12 protein-coding genes and 1 tRNA gene are annotated in these 15,590 nt (G+C 50.9%); 11 read left to right on the top strand and 2 right to left on the bottom strand.

What is annotated here, in order from left to right:
• Positions 1 to 7: 7 nt before the first annotated feature.
• Complete coding sequence (gene purL / locus ACG2E4_RS13545) at positions 8 to 2,242, top strand: phosphoribosylformylglycinamidine synthase subunit PurL (protein WP_395276882.1); 2,235 nt, start codon at positions 8 to 10, stop codon at positions 2,240 to 2,242.
• A gap of 93 nt (positions 2,243 to 2,335) precedes the next feature.
• Positions 2,336 to 3,055: an SDR family oxidoreductase gene (locus ACG2E4_RS13540; RefSeq protein ID WP_395259178.1), complete on the top strand. Its 720-nt coding sequence runs from the start codon at positions 2,336 to 2,338 to the stop codon at positions 3,053 to 3,055.
• A gap of 22 nt (positions 3,056 to 3,077) precedes the next feature.
• On the opposite strand, the gene lat is transcribed toward ACG2E4_RS13540, so the two are convergent.
• A complete protein-coding gene (lat, locus tag ACG2E4_RS13535; RefSeq protein WP_395259177.1) occupies positions 3,078 to 4,436 on the bottom strand; it encodes an L-lysine 6-transaminase in 1,359 nt (452 codons plus the stop codon).
• Between the two features lie 141 nt (positions 4,437 to 4,577).
• Here lat and ACG2E4_RS13530 point away from each other — a divergent pair.
• A tRNA-Met gene (locus tag ACG2E4_RS13530) sits at positions 4,578 to 4,650 on the top strand.
• Positions 4,651 to 5,232: 582 nt separating this feature from the next.
• On the opposite strand, the gene rocD is transcribed toward ACG2E4_RS13530, so the two are convergent.
• Positions 5,233 to 6,474 carry an ornithine--oxo-acid transaminase gene (gene rocD, locus ACG2E4_RS13525; protein WP_395276881.1) on the bottom strand — a complete coding sequence of 414 codons (1,242 nt, stop codon included), beginning with the start codon at positions 6,472 to 6,474 and terminating at the stop codon, positions 5,233 to 5,235.
• A gap of 265 nt (positions 6,475 to 6,739) precedes the next feature.
• Here rocD and ACG2E4_RS13520 point away from each other — a divergent pair, with 265 nt between their 5' ends.
• The 8 genes from ACG2E4_RS13520 to alr all read left to right on the top strand — a co-directional run bounded on the left by ACG2E4_RS13520 (position 6,740) and on the right by alr (position 15,498).
• On the top strand, positions 6,740 to 7,789 hold the full coding sequence (locus ACG2E4_RS13520; protein WP_395259175.1) for a hypothetical protein: 1,050 nt from the start codon (positions 6,740 to 6,742) through the stop codon (positions 7,787 to 7,789).
• A 481-nt stretch (positions 7,790 to 8,270) separates the two neighbouring features.
• Positions 8,271 to 8,729 carry a polymer-forming cytoskeletal protein gene (locus ACG2E4_RS13515; protein WP_395259174.1) on the top strand — a complete coding sequence of 153 codons (459 nt, stop codon included), beginning with the start codon at positions 8,271 to 8,273 and terminating at the stop codon, positions 8,727 to 8,729.
• Positions 8,730 to 9,146: 417 nt separating this feature from the next.
• The gene (locus ACG2E4_RS13510; protein WP_395276880.1) at positions 9,147 to 10,637 is read left to right on the top strand and encodes a sodium:solute symporter; all 1,491 of its coding nucleotides are present in this window, start codon (positions 9,147 to 9,149) and stop codon (positions 10,635 to 10,637) included.
• Position 10,638: 1 nt separating this feature from the next.
• Positions 10,639 to 11,079, top strand: a complete 441-nt coding sequence (locus ACG2E4_RS13505; RefSeq protein ID WP_395276879.1) for a GNAT family N-acetyltransferase — start codon at positions 10,639 to 10,641, stop codon at positions 11,077 to 11,079.
• A 1-nt stretch (position 11,080) separates the two neighbouring features.
• The gene (locus ACG2E4_RS13500; protein ID WP_395259171.1) at positions 11,081 to 12,151 is read left to right on the top strand and encodes an alanine racemase; all 1,071 of its coding nucleotides are present in this window, start codon (positions 11,081 to 11,083) and stop codon (positions 12,149 to 12,151) included.
• Positions 12,148 to 12,753, top strand: a complete 606-nt coding sequence (locus ACG2E4_RS13495) for a peptidoglycan DD-metalloendopeptidase family protein (protein ID WP_395276878.1) — start codon at positions 12,148 to 12,150, stop codon at positions 12,751 to 12,753. Before ACG2E4_RS13500 ends, ACG2E4_RS13495 begins: the two co-directional genes overlap by 4 nt.
• A 396-nt stretch (positions 12,754 to 13,149) precedes the next feature.
• Positions 13,150 to 14,310, top strand: coding sequence for an amidohydrolase (locus ACG2E4_RS13490; protein WP_395276877.1), 1,161 nt, complete (start codon positions 13,150 to 13,152; stop codon positions 14,308 to 14,310).
• Positions 14,311 to 14,322: 12 nt separating this feature from the next.
• Positions 14,323 to 15,498 carry an alanine racemase gene (gene alr, locus ACG2E4_RS13485; RefSeq protein WP_395276876.1) on the top strand — a complete coding sequence of 392 codons (1,176 nt, stop codon included), beginning with the start codon at positions 14,323 to 14,325 and terminating at the stop codon, positions 15,496 to 15,498.
• The last annotated feature ends 92 nt before the right edge of the window (positions 15,499 to 15,590 follow it).

Here is a 15,590-nt window from a genome sequence, read left to right as displayed (position 1 = left end):
GTACCTGATGTCAGAAAACACCATAACTGAACCGGAAGTAACCCTGGAACTCGCTATTGACCACGGCCTTAATGAAGAGGAATACGAAAAAATACAGGAGTTTCTGGGCCGGAAGCCGACCTTTACGGAACTGGGCGTATATTCCGTTATGTGGAGCGAGCACTGCTCCTACAAAAACTCCATCCTGGAAATAAAAAAGCTGCCGAACGAGGGACCGCAGCTGCTTGTCGGAGCCGGCGAAGAAAATGCGGGCCTGGTCGATATCGGCGATGGACTGGCGTGTGCGTTCAAGATTGAGAGCCACAACCATCCCTCGGCGATTGAGCCGTACCAGGGAGCCGCGACCGGCGTGGGGGGTATTCACCGCGATATTTTTACGATGGGAGCCCGCCCGATAGCCAGCCTGAATTCACTCCGTTTCGGGGAGATGTCTAACCCGAGAGTCCGCTTTTTACTCGATGGTGTGGTTCGGGGCATTGCTGACTACGGCAACTCGTTTGGCGTTCCGAACGTAGGCGGGGAAATATATTTTGACGAAAAATACGAGGGGAATCCCCTGGTCAACGCCATGAGCGTGGGTATCGTGAAAGAGGGCCGGACGGCCTCTGCTATTGCCAGCGGCGCGGGGAACCCGGTTATTATTGTGGGGTCCAGCACCGGGCGCGACGGCATTCACGGGGCCACTTTTGCCTCTGAAGAGATAAGCGAGGAGAGCGAGGACAAGCGTCCGAGCGTGCAGGTAGGTGATCCCTTTACCGAGAAGCTGCTGCTGGAGGCCACGCTGGAGGTGATCAGGAACGGGGGCATTGTCGGCATCCAGGATATGGGAGCGGCGGGAATAAGCTGCTCGTCATCCGAGATGAGTGCCAAGGGAAAATGCGGTATGAAGATCGACCTGGACAAGGTCCCCCAGCGCGAGAAGGGAATGACCGCATACGAACTGCTTCTTTCCGAAAGCCAGGAGCGCATGCTTATTGTAGCTGAGAAAGGTCGCGAACAGGAGGTCATTGATGTATACGAAAAGTGGGATCTGAACGCGGTAATTATCGGGGAAGTGGTGGAAAACGGAAATGTGACCTACTACAAAGACGGGGAGGTAAAAGCCGATATCCCGGCCGACAGCCTGGTACTCGGCGGTGGAGCCCCGCAGTATGTGCGGGAATCCCGTCGACCGGATTACCTCGATGAAGTACAGAAGTTCGATACCGGCACGCTCAAGCATCCGGATAACCATATTCAAACGCTGGAAAAACTGCTCGGCTCCTCCAATATAGCCTCTAAAAAGTGGGTATACGAGCAGTATGACACGATGGTCCGCACCAACACGGTAAACGGGCCGGGTTCCTCCGATTCGGGTGTGGTCCGCGTCAAGGGCACCAACAAGGGTCTGGCCGTAAAGACGGATTGCAACGGCCGCTACGTGTACCTGAATCCACGGCGCGGGGGCAAGATTGCAGTGGCCGAGGCAGCACGCAATGTAGTCTGCAGCGGCGCCAAACCGCTGGCCATTACCAACTGCCTGAATTTCGGAAATCCGTACAAGCCGGAAGTTTATTACACCTTCAGGGAGGCGCTGGCGGGCATGAGTGAGGCCTGCCGCACCTTTAATACGCCTGTTACCGGTGGGAATGTCAGTTTCTATAACGAAAATCCGGAGGCGGCGATCTACCCGACGCCCGTCATAGGGATGCTGGGGCTGGTGGAAGATCTTGAGCGACACACTATGACCCCGGGGTTTAAATCCGAGGGCGACCTGGTGTTTTATCTCGGGGCCGATCGCAAAGATCTCGGGGGCTCCGAGTACCTGCGGATTATTCACGAGATGACGACCGGGAACGCTCCGGATATCGACCTTGAATTTGAGGCTTCGCTGCAGGAGAGCGTGCTGGCTGCCATCAAAAAACAGCTGGTGACGGCCGCCCACGACGTCTCTGACGGCGGACTGGCCGTGGCGCTTGCCGAAATGGTTGAATTTTCAGGAAAGGGAGCCTCCCTCAGCCTAAAAGAACTGCGGGGCTCGCTGGTTGAGCAGCTCTTTTCCGAAGCCCAGTCGGGGATTGTGGTAACAGTATCGGAAGAGAACCTGGAGGCGTTCAAGGCCCACTTTTCTGATGCCGGAATACCGTTGTTTCTGCTGGGATCGGTAACCGGTGAAAACCTGGTTATCGACGATGCCATCGATATTTCTGCCGAGGAAATAAGTGAAATATACCAGGGCGTTATTCCCGGGGCGATGAACTGATTTCTCTAAAACGAATTCAGGAATGAATAATTCTCATATTGCTTTGCCAAATGGGGAAGTGGATAGCATAACAAAGATCACAATCCAGGTTTTATGAAAGGAAAAGTCATACTTGTTGTCGGGGGATCCGGCGGAATCGGCAGTGCATGCGCCCGCGTTTTTGGCCGTGCCGGGGCAAAAGTCGTACTGGCCGCCCGAAATACGCAAAAGGCTGAGTCGACCGCAAAACAGATCAATGACAGCGGAGGTGAGGCATATGTGATCGGCGTTGAAGTCACCGAGCTGGCATCCGTTTCCACCATGGTCCGCGAAATTACGGGCGATCTGGGAGGGATCGATGTGCTTGTCAACGCCTTCGGTTCGGCCATTATTCAGCCCCTCCTGGATATCAAACCGGACGATGCAAAAGATCTTATTGAAACCAACGTGTACGGAACCTTTTTGGTGACCCAGACCGTGGTACGTCACATGGCTACCGAAAAGAGGGGACAGGTGATAATGTTTCCCGGCACGATGGGAAAATATGTAATGAAAAATGCGTCTGTTTATGCCGCTACCAAATTTGCCGTAACCGGGTTTACAAAATCTCTCGTCGAAGAGCATCGCCGCAGCGGCATCAATTTCACGCTGATGTACCTGGGAGGGGTGGCCACCCCCCTGTGGGACAGTTCCAACGTCGATATGAGGGTGCAAAAAGAGAAAATGCTTGATCCTGAAGAAGTGGCGAAATCGGTATATTACGCGGCGAATCAGCCGGACCCATCGGTACTAAATGAAATTGTAATTCAGCCTGAATCTCACCAGATGGTGTGAGAACAGGGATTTTCAATGCAACTCAGAAACGATTACCAGCCTTTGCGGAACTGGTGGCCATAACCTCCTCGAGCGATTTTGCTATAATGCTGATCGCCTCATCAATATGCTCGGTTTGCACGGTGAGCGGCGGACGGAATCGCACGGTTCGCGTCCCGCAACCCAGGATCATAAGCTTGTTTTTAAAACACTGGGAAGTAACCTGGTCCCGGAATTCAGTGTTTGGAAAGTCGATAGCGCAAAATAATCCCCTGCCCCGTGGATTGGTCACTTGTTCATACCGTTCGGCCAGCTCGTCAATTTTTTGTTGCAGGTAGCGACCACGTTCAGCCGCATGTTCCACCAGGTTCTCTTCTTCAATAACCTGGAGAATACGCCCGAATCGAACCATGTCCACTAGATTTCCTCCCCAGGTCGAATTAATACGGGAGGAGACGTTAAATACATTTTCCTCCACCTCATCCACGCGGCGGCTGGCCAGAATGCCGCACACCTGGGCTTTTTTGCCAAATGCCAGGATATCGGGCTTCACAAAATGCTCATGGGCCCAAAATTTGCCGGTCATGCCCACGCCCGTCTGCACCTCGTCATAGATAAGCAGGGCTTCCTGCTCATCAGCCAGCCGGCGCAGCGCCCGGTGGAATTCCGGCCTGAAGTGATTGTCTCCACCTTCCCCCTGTATCGGTTCAAGGATAATAGCGGCAATCTCGTCGGGATATTTTTCGAAATACCGTTGAGCCTGTTCAATAGCCTGCTGCTCCAGGTCCATTACCCGGGATATCCGCTCCTCAGTGGAGGGGTATGTCATTGCCGGTGCAACTATGCGGGGCCAGTCGAACTTGGGGAAATACCTGGTTTTGGTGGGATCGGTATTGGTCAACGACATGGTATATCCCGTCCGCCCATGGAACGCTTGCTCGAGATGGAGAACTTTGTGCCCTTTCTCCGTCGTGTATCCCCTGGCAAAATTTTTACGGACTTTCCAGTCGAATGCCACCTTTAGCGCGTTCTCGACCGCCAGCGCTCCACCCGAGATAAAAAAGGTGTGGGGCAGGTAGTCTGGGATACCAATTCGATCGAAATGGTTGACAAACTCCGCCATCGCCTCGGTATAAATGTCCGAGTTTGAGGGTTTGTTTACAGCTACTTTTCCCAGCTTTTGAATGAACTGATCATTTGCGAGGCGGGGATGATTCATTCCCAGTGGATTGGAGGCAAAAAAGCTGAAGAAATCGAGATAGGCTTCTCCTGTAGTTGCGTCGATAAGATATAGTCCCTGGCTTTGATCAAGGTCGAGTACTATTTCGTAACCATCTGCCAGGATGTGCTTTCCCAGGATATGACGAACTTGTTCAGGCGTAACCGGTGTATCTGATGACATATAACTCTCATTTGATTAAGCTGAATTAACACAACTTAAAATAGTGAAAAATCGTTGAACGCTGCTTTATACAAAATGGAAAGGAATACGCGTTTTTATATTGACATTGGCTCAAGTAAAGCTTACATTTGTCAACTCTATCGCGGGGTAGAGCAGCTGGTAGCTCATCGGGCTCATAACCCGAAGGTCGCAGGTTCGAATCCTGCCCCCGCCACTAATCAAGCGGCTCTCTGCTACAGGTGGAGAGCCGCTTTTTTTATGTAAGGTACATTTCGAATAAGAAGAATATTCAGGCTGGATTTTTTGTAGCCGCCAGCGACAAGCGCAGGTGCAGTTTGGTTATTTGTTATCGGCTATTAGGCATTGGGGTTGGCAATATGGTGGCAAGTATCCCTCGGGGTCTGGGGAATGGCGGCACGCACCAATTGAGAAGCGGCCGGCGTTTGAAAACAACCGGCCCGAACCGACCCGGGAAAGGGAACATCTACCCATCCCCAGCGGCTTTTTTAGTTCATTTTTTAGCCGTACAAAAAATGAACCAGGAACGATGATTGAGAAGGGGAAAAGGGCGAATTTAACTTTTTGAGAGTCCCCTGATTAAAAGCTCAAATCATAATTTGGAAATTCTTCAACAAGCTCATAACGATTTGAATAGTCTTTAAAAGGCCCTTTTGTTGAATGGGGCAGGCCAGTGTTAAACTGGTTTCCTGGTGAATGCGTATGCAGAACGGTACACGAGGGGGATTACATGCACCGAACTTAAATGCGAACCCACCCCAATCGATCTTCCAGATTGTTACTGGGACACGGCCGCGTGCTCGTAGTCGAGGACCGTTTTTTTAATAATTCGGATGCAGTCCATAAGCTGCTCCTCGGTCATTATAAGAGGGGGGGCAAACCGGATGATGTTGCCGTGGGTCGGCTTGGCCAAAAGACCGTTTTCCTTCAGCTTCAGGCAGATATTCCAGGCTGTGTTGCTTTCCGGGGTGTCGTTGATGACCATCGCGTTTAGCAGCCCTTTGCCCCGAACACTGCTGACCAGGTTCGATTCACCGATCAGTTGTTCCATTTCATCACGAAAGATGGACCCGAGCCTGGTTGCGTTTTCTGCCAGGTTTTCTTCCTTTACTACATCAAGCGCAGCCATCGCAACGGCGCACGCCAATGGATTTCCACCGTAAGTGGATCCGTGTTCACCGGGACGAATACACTCCATCACCTCGTCGTCGGCCAGGGCTGCCGATACGGGATACGCCCCTCCGGAGAGGGCTTTTCCCAAAATAACGATATCAGGTCGAACTCCCTCATGGTCTACACAGAGCAGCTGACCGGTCCTGGCAATACCGGTTTGTATTTCATCAGCGATATACAGGGCGTTGTTCTTTTTACAGAGCTGGTAACTTTTTTTGAGGTATCCTTCCGAAGGAACCACGACCCCGGCTTCTCCCTGAATCGGTTCTACCAGGTAACCGGCCACATTGGGATTTTGCAACGCGCGTTCAAGTGCATCCAGGTCGTCATATGGAATCGATTCAAATCCCGGGGTATAAGGACCAAAATTGGCACGCGCCAGCGGGTCATTGGAAAAGGAGATAATGCTGGTGGTTCTTCCGTGGAAGTTCCCGTCGGCGACCAAAATTTTGGCACGGTCAGGTTCAATCCCCTTTCGTTCATAGGCCCATTTACGGCACAGCTTGATTGAGGTTTCCACCGCTTCTGCCCCGGTATTCATCGGCAGAAGCTTGTCATATCCGAAATAGTCGTGCATGTACTCCTCGTACTGTCCCAGCATGTTGCTGTAAAAAGCCCGGGAAACGAGCGTAAGTTTTTCAGCCTGCTCTTTCAGGGTAGAAATAATTTTGGGATGGCAGTGGCCCTGGTTGACAGCAGAATACGCAGACAGGAAGTCATAATACCGGTTTCCCTCCGGATCCCAGACAAAAACCCCTTCTCCGCGTTCCAGCACTACCGGGAGGGGATGGTAATTATGTGCTCCATATTTGTTTTCCAGTTCAATGGCGTGTTGCGTACTGTTCATATAAAAAACGTGTTCTACTTTTAGATTGACCTGAATTTACGATGATACGGCCGATTTGTAAAAAATAAGGTCTGACAATCGTTTTGTCTGTGCAGGGGACATTTTTCTCGCAATGTAGCAATCTATAACCAAAATCGTTGTATTAAATATCCGGTTTTTGCGTAAATCTAGTAGCTTTTTGTTAAAAAATTCTTATACTAACACTGCAAAATTCTAAACAAAATCATTCTATAAAGATTCTCAGTCCGAATACAGAGGAGATGTCATGATGGATATATCAGTTTTTCCGAGTGTCTTTGAGTCTACAAGAGCTCAATTGAACGGTGTAAGCAACAGTCTGTTAGAAGGCTTGAAAATTGAACACAATGATGAGTCCTATATCATCGGGGATTTGGCGTTAAAAGAGGGATTGTCTCCTCATCGTTTAATCAATTGTGCGCCAGGTGAACTGGATTTCGAACTCCTGTTTCGTGCCGCCCTGTTGTTGGCGCAGCAGAAAGCCGGCAACAACTTTTCTCTGACGCTGGGTTTCCCTTTTGCCATGTACCAGCTGCATCAAAATACAGCTAAACAGCGGTTGACCAAAACCTTTGATATTGTATATGACAGTTCTACATACCGTATGAACGGGGCCAGTGGCAAACAGGCCCTTTCGGTTAATTTAAATCAGGTGTTTGTCGTTCCTGAAGTGGCCGGCAGTATCATTGCGCTGCGTCATGGGGACGTTCCCGAAACCGATGACTTTTTTGTAGTCAGCCTGGGCTACGGCTCCTGCGAGGGAGTTGTAAGTACAAAGAGCGGAATTATCCGGCGTACCGCGATCAGTACACGGGGTATCCGCTATGCGATCAACCTGATGGAAGATGAGCTCCAAAAGGATCACTACCTCGGGTTCAAGACGGAACACCAGTTAAATGTGGCCTTTCAGAAAGGGAAGATCAATATCAATAAGCGTACCATAGATCTGACCACGCTGAAGCAAAAGGTGTTGCGTTCCTACTACAGTAATATCGTCCGTCCCGCCCTGATGAACGCCTTCCAGGATTCCGACTTTGAAACCTGCAACAAGCTCTATGTAGTAGGGGGCGGAGCTTATTTTGGAGAACTGACCAACCAGATAAAGTCTGAGTTTGAAGGAGTCCTCAATGTGATAGTCCCTGACAATCCCCATACAATGGCGGTGCGCGGGTACTGTATTAACACCCAGAAACAGGCCCAGGAGGATGTAGCCGTAGGTGTTGACATGGGGAATGCAAATACGCTTGTATGCGTATCCAAGCAATCTGCCGCCGAGCCGTCAAATACCCTTGAATAAGCGGCCTTAACCGCCAACGTACATTTAAGTAGATTGAGTTTGGCCCTGTCTTTTTCTCAGGCGTTCTATGCGCCGCGGAAAAGGCAGGGCTTTTTTATTAGTGGCGGTTTTACAACATCGGCCAGCCCTCCTGAACGCAGGAAGGGTCTCCCTGGTAAAGGCTTACACCGTGATGGGTAGATAGCTCTTGGCCCGTTACGTGATTTCACAAAGGTCGCTCACAGTGATTCTCGCATTTTATGTTGTCGATACGACCACCTTCTCGCTGCCGATAATTGTACAGGATTTGACTTTTCTCCCTCCCGTCAGTTCCCGCCGATATTAATCTCAATTCAAGAATATTAACTGAATCTAATATAGAATATCGAGCAGGATTTTTTAGTTTGACTCCATTCAACAGGGGTTACAATCTTGTTTCTGCAAAGAGAACAGCAGCCATTATTGAAAATCTTTAAATTCTTGCAGGGAGGTCGTATTTAGAATGAGTGAAGGGTATATCTTTTTTGATGAGGATACTGCATTTCAGGGAGAAGTGAATACAGGCCGCCTGGTTCTGGAAGGAGAAATTCTGGGAAATGTCCAGGCCAACGAGGGAGTTGTTCTCAAGCAGGGTTCAGTAGTTCAGGGAGAGATCTCTACAAAAAAATATTTAATCGAGGAGGGATCGGTACATCAAGGCCGGCTGAGGATGGATTTCCGGTTCAAGCAAAAAGACAGGGAAAAAACCGAATTTGTTCCCCTGAATGGGACTCCAGAAAAGAATGAAAAGAAAGTACAGAATGAACCTCCCGTGCAAACCGGGGAAAAGTCCGAACAACATACGACGCCCTATCAGAAAATTTATGAATCGGAAGAATCTCATCAAGACACGGGTGGAAACAACGAAGTGGAGCACAAAAAAGCAGTTGGAGACGATACCACGCCGCAGCGGCTGTGGTAGTATCTTTTCTCAGAAAAATGAACCAGGTGCCGGTTTGACATCCGCGGTCGGTTACCTGTATATTTAGTCACTTCAATGCGGGTTGACCGATTGCAAATCCGCAATCCGGGTTTAACGGCGGGTAAGATTTGGTTGCCGGCCGATGCTATTTGAGAAGATGCATATTCCCTGGGTGTATATTTAATGGAAATTCAACTGAAATCTGTTTGAGTAGCCTGATTCTAAACGTATTTGTAAACCCACGCGGAATAGCATCTCAATCATCGTACACGTTCATAAGCTGCTGAAATCATCCACAGAATCTTGAAGTTACAACGCTCATCGCGGTTCCTGTGGCTGCTCATTCCATTGGATTTCTTTCTCATGATCCAACATCATCTCTTCATCATCAACGATCTAGTTTAACCTGCCTGTCTTATGCATTGGATCGACCTGACGATTTTTATCCTTTACATGATCGGACTCCTTGGATTTGGATTTTTCTTTTTCCAAAAAAATGAGGGCGCCGATGATTACTATGTAGGCGGACGCGATATGAACAGCCTGCATATCGGCCTGTCGGTGGTGGCGACCGATGTAGGCGGAGGCTTTTCGATCGGCTTGGGCGGACTCGGATTTGTACTGGGGCTCTCGGGATCATGGATGCTCTTTACGGGTCTCGTGGGGGCGTGGTTGGCCGCAGTTTTCCTCATTCCCAAGGTGAAGGGAAACAAGGTGTTTGACAAGGCCTACACGTTCCCGGAAGTATTTAAGTATTACTTTAATCCCCACGTGGCCCTGGTGGCGGGAATCATTTCCGCCGTGGGATATGCCGGTTTTACCAGTTCCCAGATCCTGGCGGGGGCCAAACTCGCAAACGGAACGTTTGCCAACCTGGACCTGCAAACGGCGCTGATCATTATGGGCACGGTTGCCGTGCTCTATACCGTTTTGGGGGGACTGAAAGCGGTTATATACACCGATACCATCCAGTGGGCCATCCTGATGACCGGGCTGATATTTATCGGAATCCCGGTGTCATATTATGCCGTGGGGGGCTGGGAAGCGATACAGCGCTCCGTGGATCCCAGCCTGCTGACCATCACCAACCTGACCTGGCAGCGCGTGGTTTACTGGGGGGTCACGATCATCCCGATCTGGTTTGTGGGGATGACACTCTACCAGCGAATATATGCCTGTAACGACGAGCAAACCGCGAAAAGAGCCTGGTACCTTGCAGGTCTTTTTGAATGGCCGGTGATGGCTTTTATGGGGGTATCACTTGGACTTTTTGCCAAGGTGGCGGCCGCCCAGGGCATGTTCGACTACCTTGGAGCGGCCAATATTTCGGAGACCGACCCGGAGACCGGGCTGCCCATGCTGCTGCGTACGGTGCTGCCGGTGGGACTGATGGGAATCATGATGTCAGCCTATTTCTCTGCCATTCTTTCTACCGCCGACAGCTGCCTGATGGCGGCTTCAGGTAATGTTGTATCCGACATTATCGGGTATTTTAAAGATGTGGATCACGAAGGGGATCAGTTCTTGCGGTTCTCGCAGGTAACCACGCTGATCATTGGGGCTGTCGCCCTCTTTATTGCCACCACGATGACAAATGTTCTCGACCTGATGCTCTATTCCTACGCCTTTATGGTTTCAGGTCTGTTTGTGCCGATCGTAGGCGCACTCTACTGGCAGAAAAGCAGCAGTGCCGGGGCTATCATAGCCATGCTGGCAGGTGGAGGAACAACGGTGTATCTTGAAGTGTTTGTAGAACAACTGCCGGCCGGTCTCGATGCCAACGTTTTCGGTATCACTGTCTCCGCGGTCACCTTTATTGCCGGATCGCTTTTATTCCCGGACAGCAGCACGCCGCAGCAGGCCGAGACCGCCGAAAGAAATGAACAACCCGTTAATCCACAAGTATAAAATGAATTTTGATATAAGCTATTCCGATGATAAAAACCCCACGGAATTCAGCCGTGAAGAAATTGCCGATTTTTTATATGAACACCTGGATGAATTTGGGGATGAAAAACAACATATTTTAAATTGTATCGGTTATGCCTACGGGGATAAGGACGGGCAGGACGGAATGATTTTGATTGTGCATGAAGACGGGCAGATTGCCGGGGCGGTGATCATTAACAAGACCAATATGAAGGGATATATTCCCGAAAATATTCTTGTCTATATCGCCGTGCATCGCGAATACCGCGGTGAGGGTATCGGGTCGCAACTGATGGAGCGAATTATCAAAGCAACGGATGGAGATATTGCGCTGCACGTTGAGGAACACAACCCCGCTGTCCATCTGTATAAGAAGTACGGTTTTACCAATAAATATCTCGAAATGAGACTAAAAAAATAGCATGGCATACCTCAAGCTATATCGCGATAAACTGCGCGATAACTACAACTATCTTGACCAGCTGTTCAAGAAGAACGACATCAAGTGGGGAATAACGACGAAGCTGTTATGCGGGCATACCCCATTTTTGAAGGAAGTTGCCGAGCTGGGAGTCAAGGAGATGCACGATTCCCGCATCAGCAACCTGGAAAAGATCAAGGAGATCGACCCGGAAACGCTGACGATCTATATCAAGCCCCCGCCCAAAGATATTATCGAGTCGGTGGTCAGATATGCTGACGTAAGCCTGAATACGGAGCTCTCCACCCTGCACGCGCTTTCGGAGGAGGCCGGCCGGCAGGACAAGATCCACAAGGTGATTGTGATGATTGAGATGGGCGATCTCCGGGAAGGTGTGGTACGCGACGACCTGATCGATTTCTATGAAAAGATTTTTAAACTGCCGAATGTAGAGGTCATCGGGCTGGGTACGAATCTAAACTGTATGCACGGGGTCATGCCCGACGAGGACAAGCTGATTCAACTCTCGCTCTACAAGCAAATTCTTGAACTGAGATTTGATGTCGATATTCCCCTGGTATCCGGCGGGACCACGGTTACCATTCCTTTGCTGCTAAAAAACCGCCTGCCCAGCGGCATCAACCACTTTCGGGTGGGAGAAGCCCTGTTTTTCGGCAAAAACCTGTTTACCGGGGGCACAATTTCAGGAATGCACGAAGGGGTGTTTGAACTCTACACGCAGATCATCGAAATTTCCGAAAAGCCGAAAGTTCCCAGTGGAGATCTTGGCACGAATCCCCAGGGCGAAACCTATGACATCGACAAGGAAGCCTACGGGGAGACCTCCTACCGGGCCATACTGGATATCGGTTATCTCGACATCGATCCCGACCACCTGATCAATGTGCACGATGATATCAGGGTTGCGGACGCAAGCTCCGACATGCTGGTTCTCGATGTGGGAGACAACAGCAATAACTACCAGGTGGGCGACTTTATCCGCTTCCGGTTGAAATATATGGGGGCGCTCGGCATAATGAACTCCGACTATATCGATAAAATTGTTGAATGAACCCGGAATCCCTTCCTTTTGATCCCGCCCGGTTTTCGTTCGCCCCCGTTGTAACATACGATGGGGAGTGGTATGTTTTCGACTTCTCGATGGGATACGATCCCGGGCTGATCCGCCGGGAAAAGTGGGGTATTGGGCGCTACAACGAAAAACGGCGCGGCATGTACGTGGCTCCCCAGTATCAAAACCGCAGGAATATCCATGTCGGTATCGACTTTTGGACGCCGGCAGGGGTGCCGGTGTGTGCCTTTTTTGAGGGAGAAATCGCCTATCTCGCAGATAACGCACGGCCGGGGGATTACGGTCCCACCGTCGTAACCCGGCACAGCCTGGATGGGGCGGTCCTGTTTGCGCTGCATGGGCATCTGGCAAGAGCGTCGCTTGACCGGCTGGAAAAAGGGCAGGAAATTAAAAAAGGACAGGAGTTCGCGGAGGTGGGAGCGCACCGGGAAAATGGCGGATGGGAGCCCCACCTGCATTTTCAGCTCTCGGTCGAAGATCCGGGCCGGGCCGACATGCCCGGCGTGGTGGCTGAAGAAAATATTGAAACGGCACTTGAAAAATACCCTGATCCGCGTTTGATTGTAGGGGATATCTATTAAGGCATGGTACCATGCCAACTATGGGCACTCAGGTTTAACGGAACGCAGATGACACCGATGTGGAAGATCACCACGGAGTAGTAGTGCAAATAGTATCGTTACATGATTCGTGTGATCCTCTTTCTGCATGGAAGCAATCCCAATCCAGGGTTTGAGCGCTTACTTTTCTGTAACGGATGAAGTAGACTGGAACCTGACAGATCTTTTTGCAATCTCCAATACCCAGACGAGTGGTACCACCCGGTCACAACCGGGAGTAGTGCTGACTACATTTAGGAGGCTTAAAAACCTATCTCCATTGATAATCGAACGGCTTTACAGAAACAGGCCATTCTCAGGGTGGCAAAACGTCGACCACTGAAGAATTCAAAAGTTTTTTAATACAATAGATGAACGATGGAAACACTTGCTGGAAATACAATAGAAGAACTTACGGAGCTGCGCCACGAGTTGCACCGGTTGGCGGAACTTTCCGGCGAAGAATATAAAACGAGTAACCGCATCAGGCGGCTGCTCGAGGGTTGTGCCCCGGACCGGCTGCTCGAAGGTATTGGGGGAGAAGGGATTATAGCCGTATTTGAAGGAAGCCGGGAGGGACCCTGTGTGATGATCCGCTGCGAGCTGGACGCCCTGCCGATTCCTGAAGAAAATGAGATTTCCTACCGGTCGAAAACAGAAGGAGTTGCCCACAAATGTGGCCACGACGGACATATGGCGATTGTGGCCGGGGTTGCGCGTTACCTGCAGGATCACAACCCCCGGGCGGGAGAGGTACACCTGCTGTTTCAGCCCGCCGAAGAAACCGGGCAGGGAGCAGCCCGTGTTCTTGACGACCACAAATTTCGGGCAGTGGAACCGGATTTTATTTTTGCGCTCCACAACCTGCCGGGCTACCCGCTGAAACAGGTTTTGCTGAGGGATGGTGTCTTTGCCTCCGCCTCAAGAGGATATGAGGTGATCCTGAAGGGAGAAACCGCACACGCTGCACATCCCGAGCGCGGAAGGAGTCCCGCGATGGCGCTGGCAGCCCTCATCCAGCAGTTTTCGGCGTTTCCCCAGTTCTATGCATCGCTGGACCAGGCCGCCAAGGCGACTGTTATCCATTCGAAGCTCGGCGAGGTCGCATTTGGAACTTCCCCGGGATATGCAGAATTTCGGGCGACTCTGCGCACCTACGAGAATGAGCTGATGGAAGCACTCTGCGAACGGGCGGAAGACACGGTGAGCAACATTGCACAAACATACGGCCTGCAGGCCGATACCCGCTGGACGGAGCGTTTTGAAGCCACCCGGAGCGATGCCGGGTGCAACGCATATATTGAAGAGTCGGCCCGCAGGGCAGGACTCGAACTGACCCGAAAGGAGACTCCGTTTGCCTGGTCCGAAGATTTTGGACGATTTACCTCGCGCTACAAGGGGGCGATATTCGGGTTGGGGGCGGGCGTGGACCAGCCGCCGCTGCATGCCGGCAGCTATGATTTTCCGGATGCGTTGATCTCTCCCGGAGTCAGCATGTTTATCCATATACTCAACCAGATTACAGGATTTGAACAATAACAGCGATACTTTATGCCTGAAGAACTTGCACCATCCTATTTAGAACTCAGTAAAAATGCCTTTCAAAAAAATATCTTGTTTTTCAGGGATCTGATCGGTCCCGATGTCAAATTTTGTTCCGTGATCAAGGGAAACGCCTACGGGCACGGAATCAATCATTTTGTGCCGATGGCCGAGGCGTGCGGCGTCCGGTATTTCGCGGTGTTTAGTGCCGATGAAGCCGCAGCCGCATATAAGGCCGCAACGGAGCAATGCCATATCATGATCATGGGCATGATCAGCAACAACGCGATTGAGTGGGCTATTGAACGGGAGATCTCCTTTTTCATCTTCGAACGCAACCGCCTGAATGCCGCCGTTTCTGCGGCCCGGAAAGTGGGCAAACCGGCGCGTATTCACCTGCACCTGGAGACCGGCATGCACCGGCTCGGCCTGGAAAAACACAAGCTCCCGGAAGTGACGGATACGCTCTTGAAGGAATCTGAACATCTGAATATTGAAGGAATTTGCACGCATTATGCCGGTGCGGAAAGCGTCAGCAACCATGTGCGGGTGACGGAACAGATTAAGAAGTTTGAAAAGCTCTGCGGCTGGCTGCGGGACAAAGGCATTGAGGGCCGGTACCGGCACACCGCCTGCTCGGCTGCAGTATTGAACTACCCCGAGACTAGGATGGATATGGTGCGCGTGGGCATATCGCAGTACGGCTTCTGGCCCAACCGCGAAACATACATGAACTTTATTAAGAAAAATCATACGGACCGCGCAACCCCGTTTGTGGATCCCCTGGAGCGGGTGTTGAGCTGGAAAAGCCGCGTTATGAGTATAAAGCACGTGGAAGCGGGAGAGTTTATCGGCTACGGCAATGTGTACCTGACCAGCCGCGATCAAACGATAGCCACGGTACCGATAGGATACTCGCACGGGTTTGGCAGGAACCTGACCAATGTGGGCATCGTGCTTATCAACGGGGAGCGGGCGCCGGTAGCGGGGCTGGTAAACATGAACCTGCTGACGATCGATATTACTGACATCCCCGGCGTGAAGAAGGGGGATGAGGTTGTCATTATCGGGCACCAGGGAGAGCAGGAGATGACGGTGGCCTCATTCAGTGAGATGACCAACAACATGAACTACGAGGTGCTGGTGCGGCTGCCGGAAAACCTGCCGCGAAATGTAGTTGAATAACCCGGATTATTCACCAAGAAATTTGGTTGTGCACGAGGCGAAGGAAACATGACCGCGGAATAGTACAGGTGTACAGTGAGCACCTCATGTTT

The sequence above is a fragment of the Halalkalibaculum sp. DA384 genome (assembly GCF_043951955.1).
Taxonomy (GTDB): Bacteria; Bacteroidota; Rhodothermia; order Balneolales; family Balneolaceae; genus JAMQKA01.
Note: the sequence above shows the minus strand (reverse complement) of the source record. Positions and strands in the feature narration are given on the sequence as shown.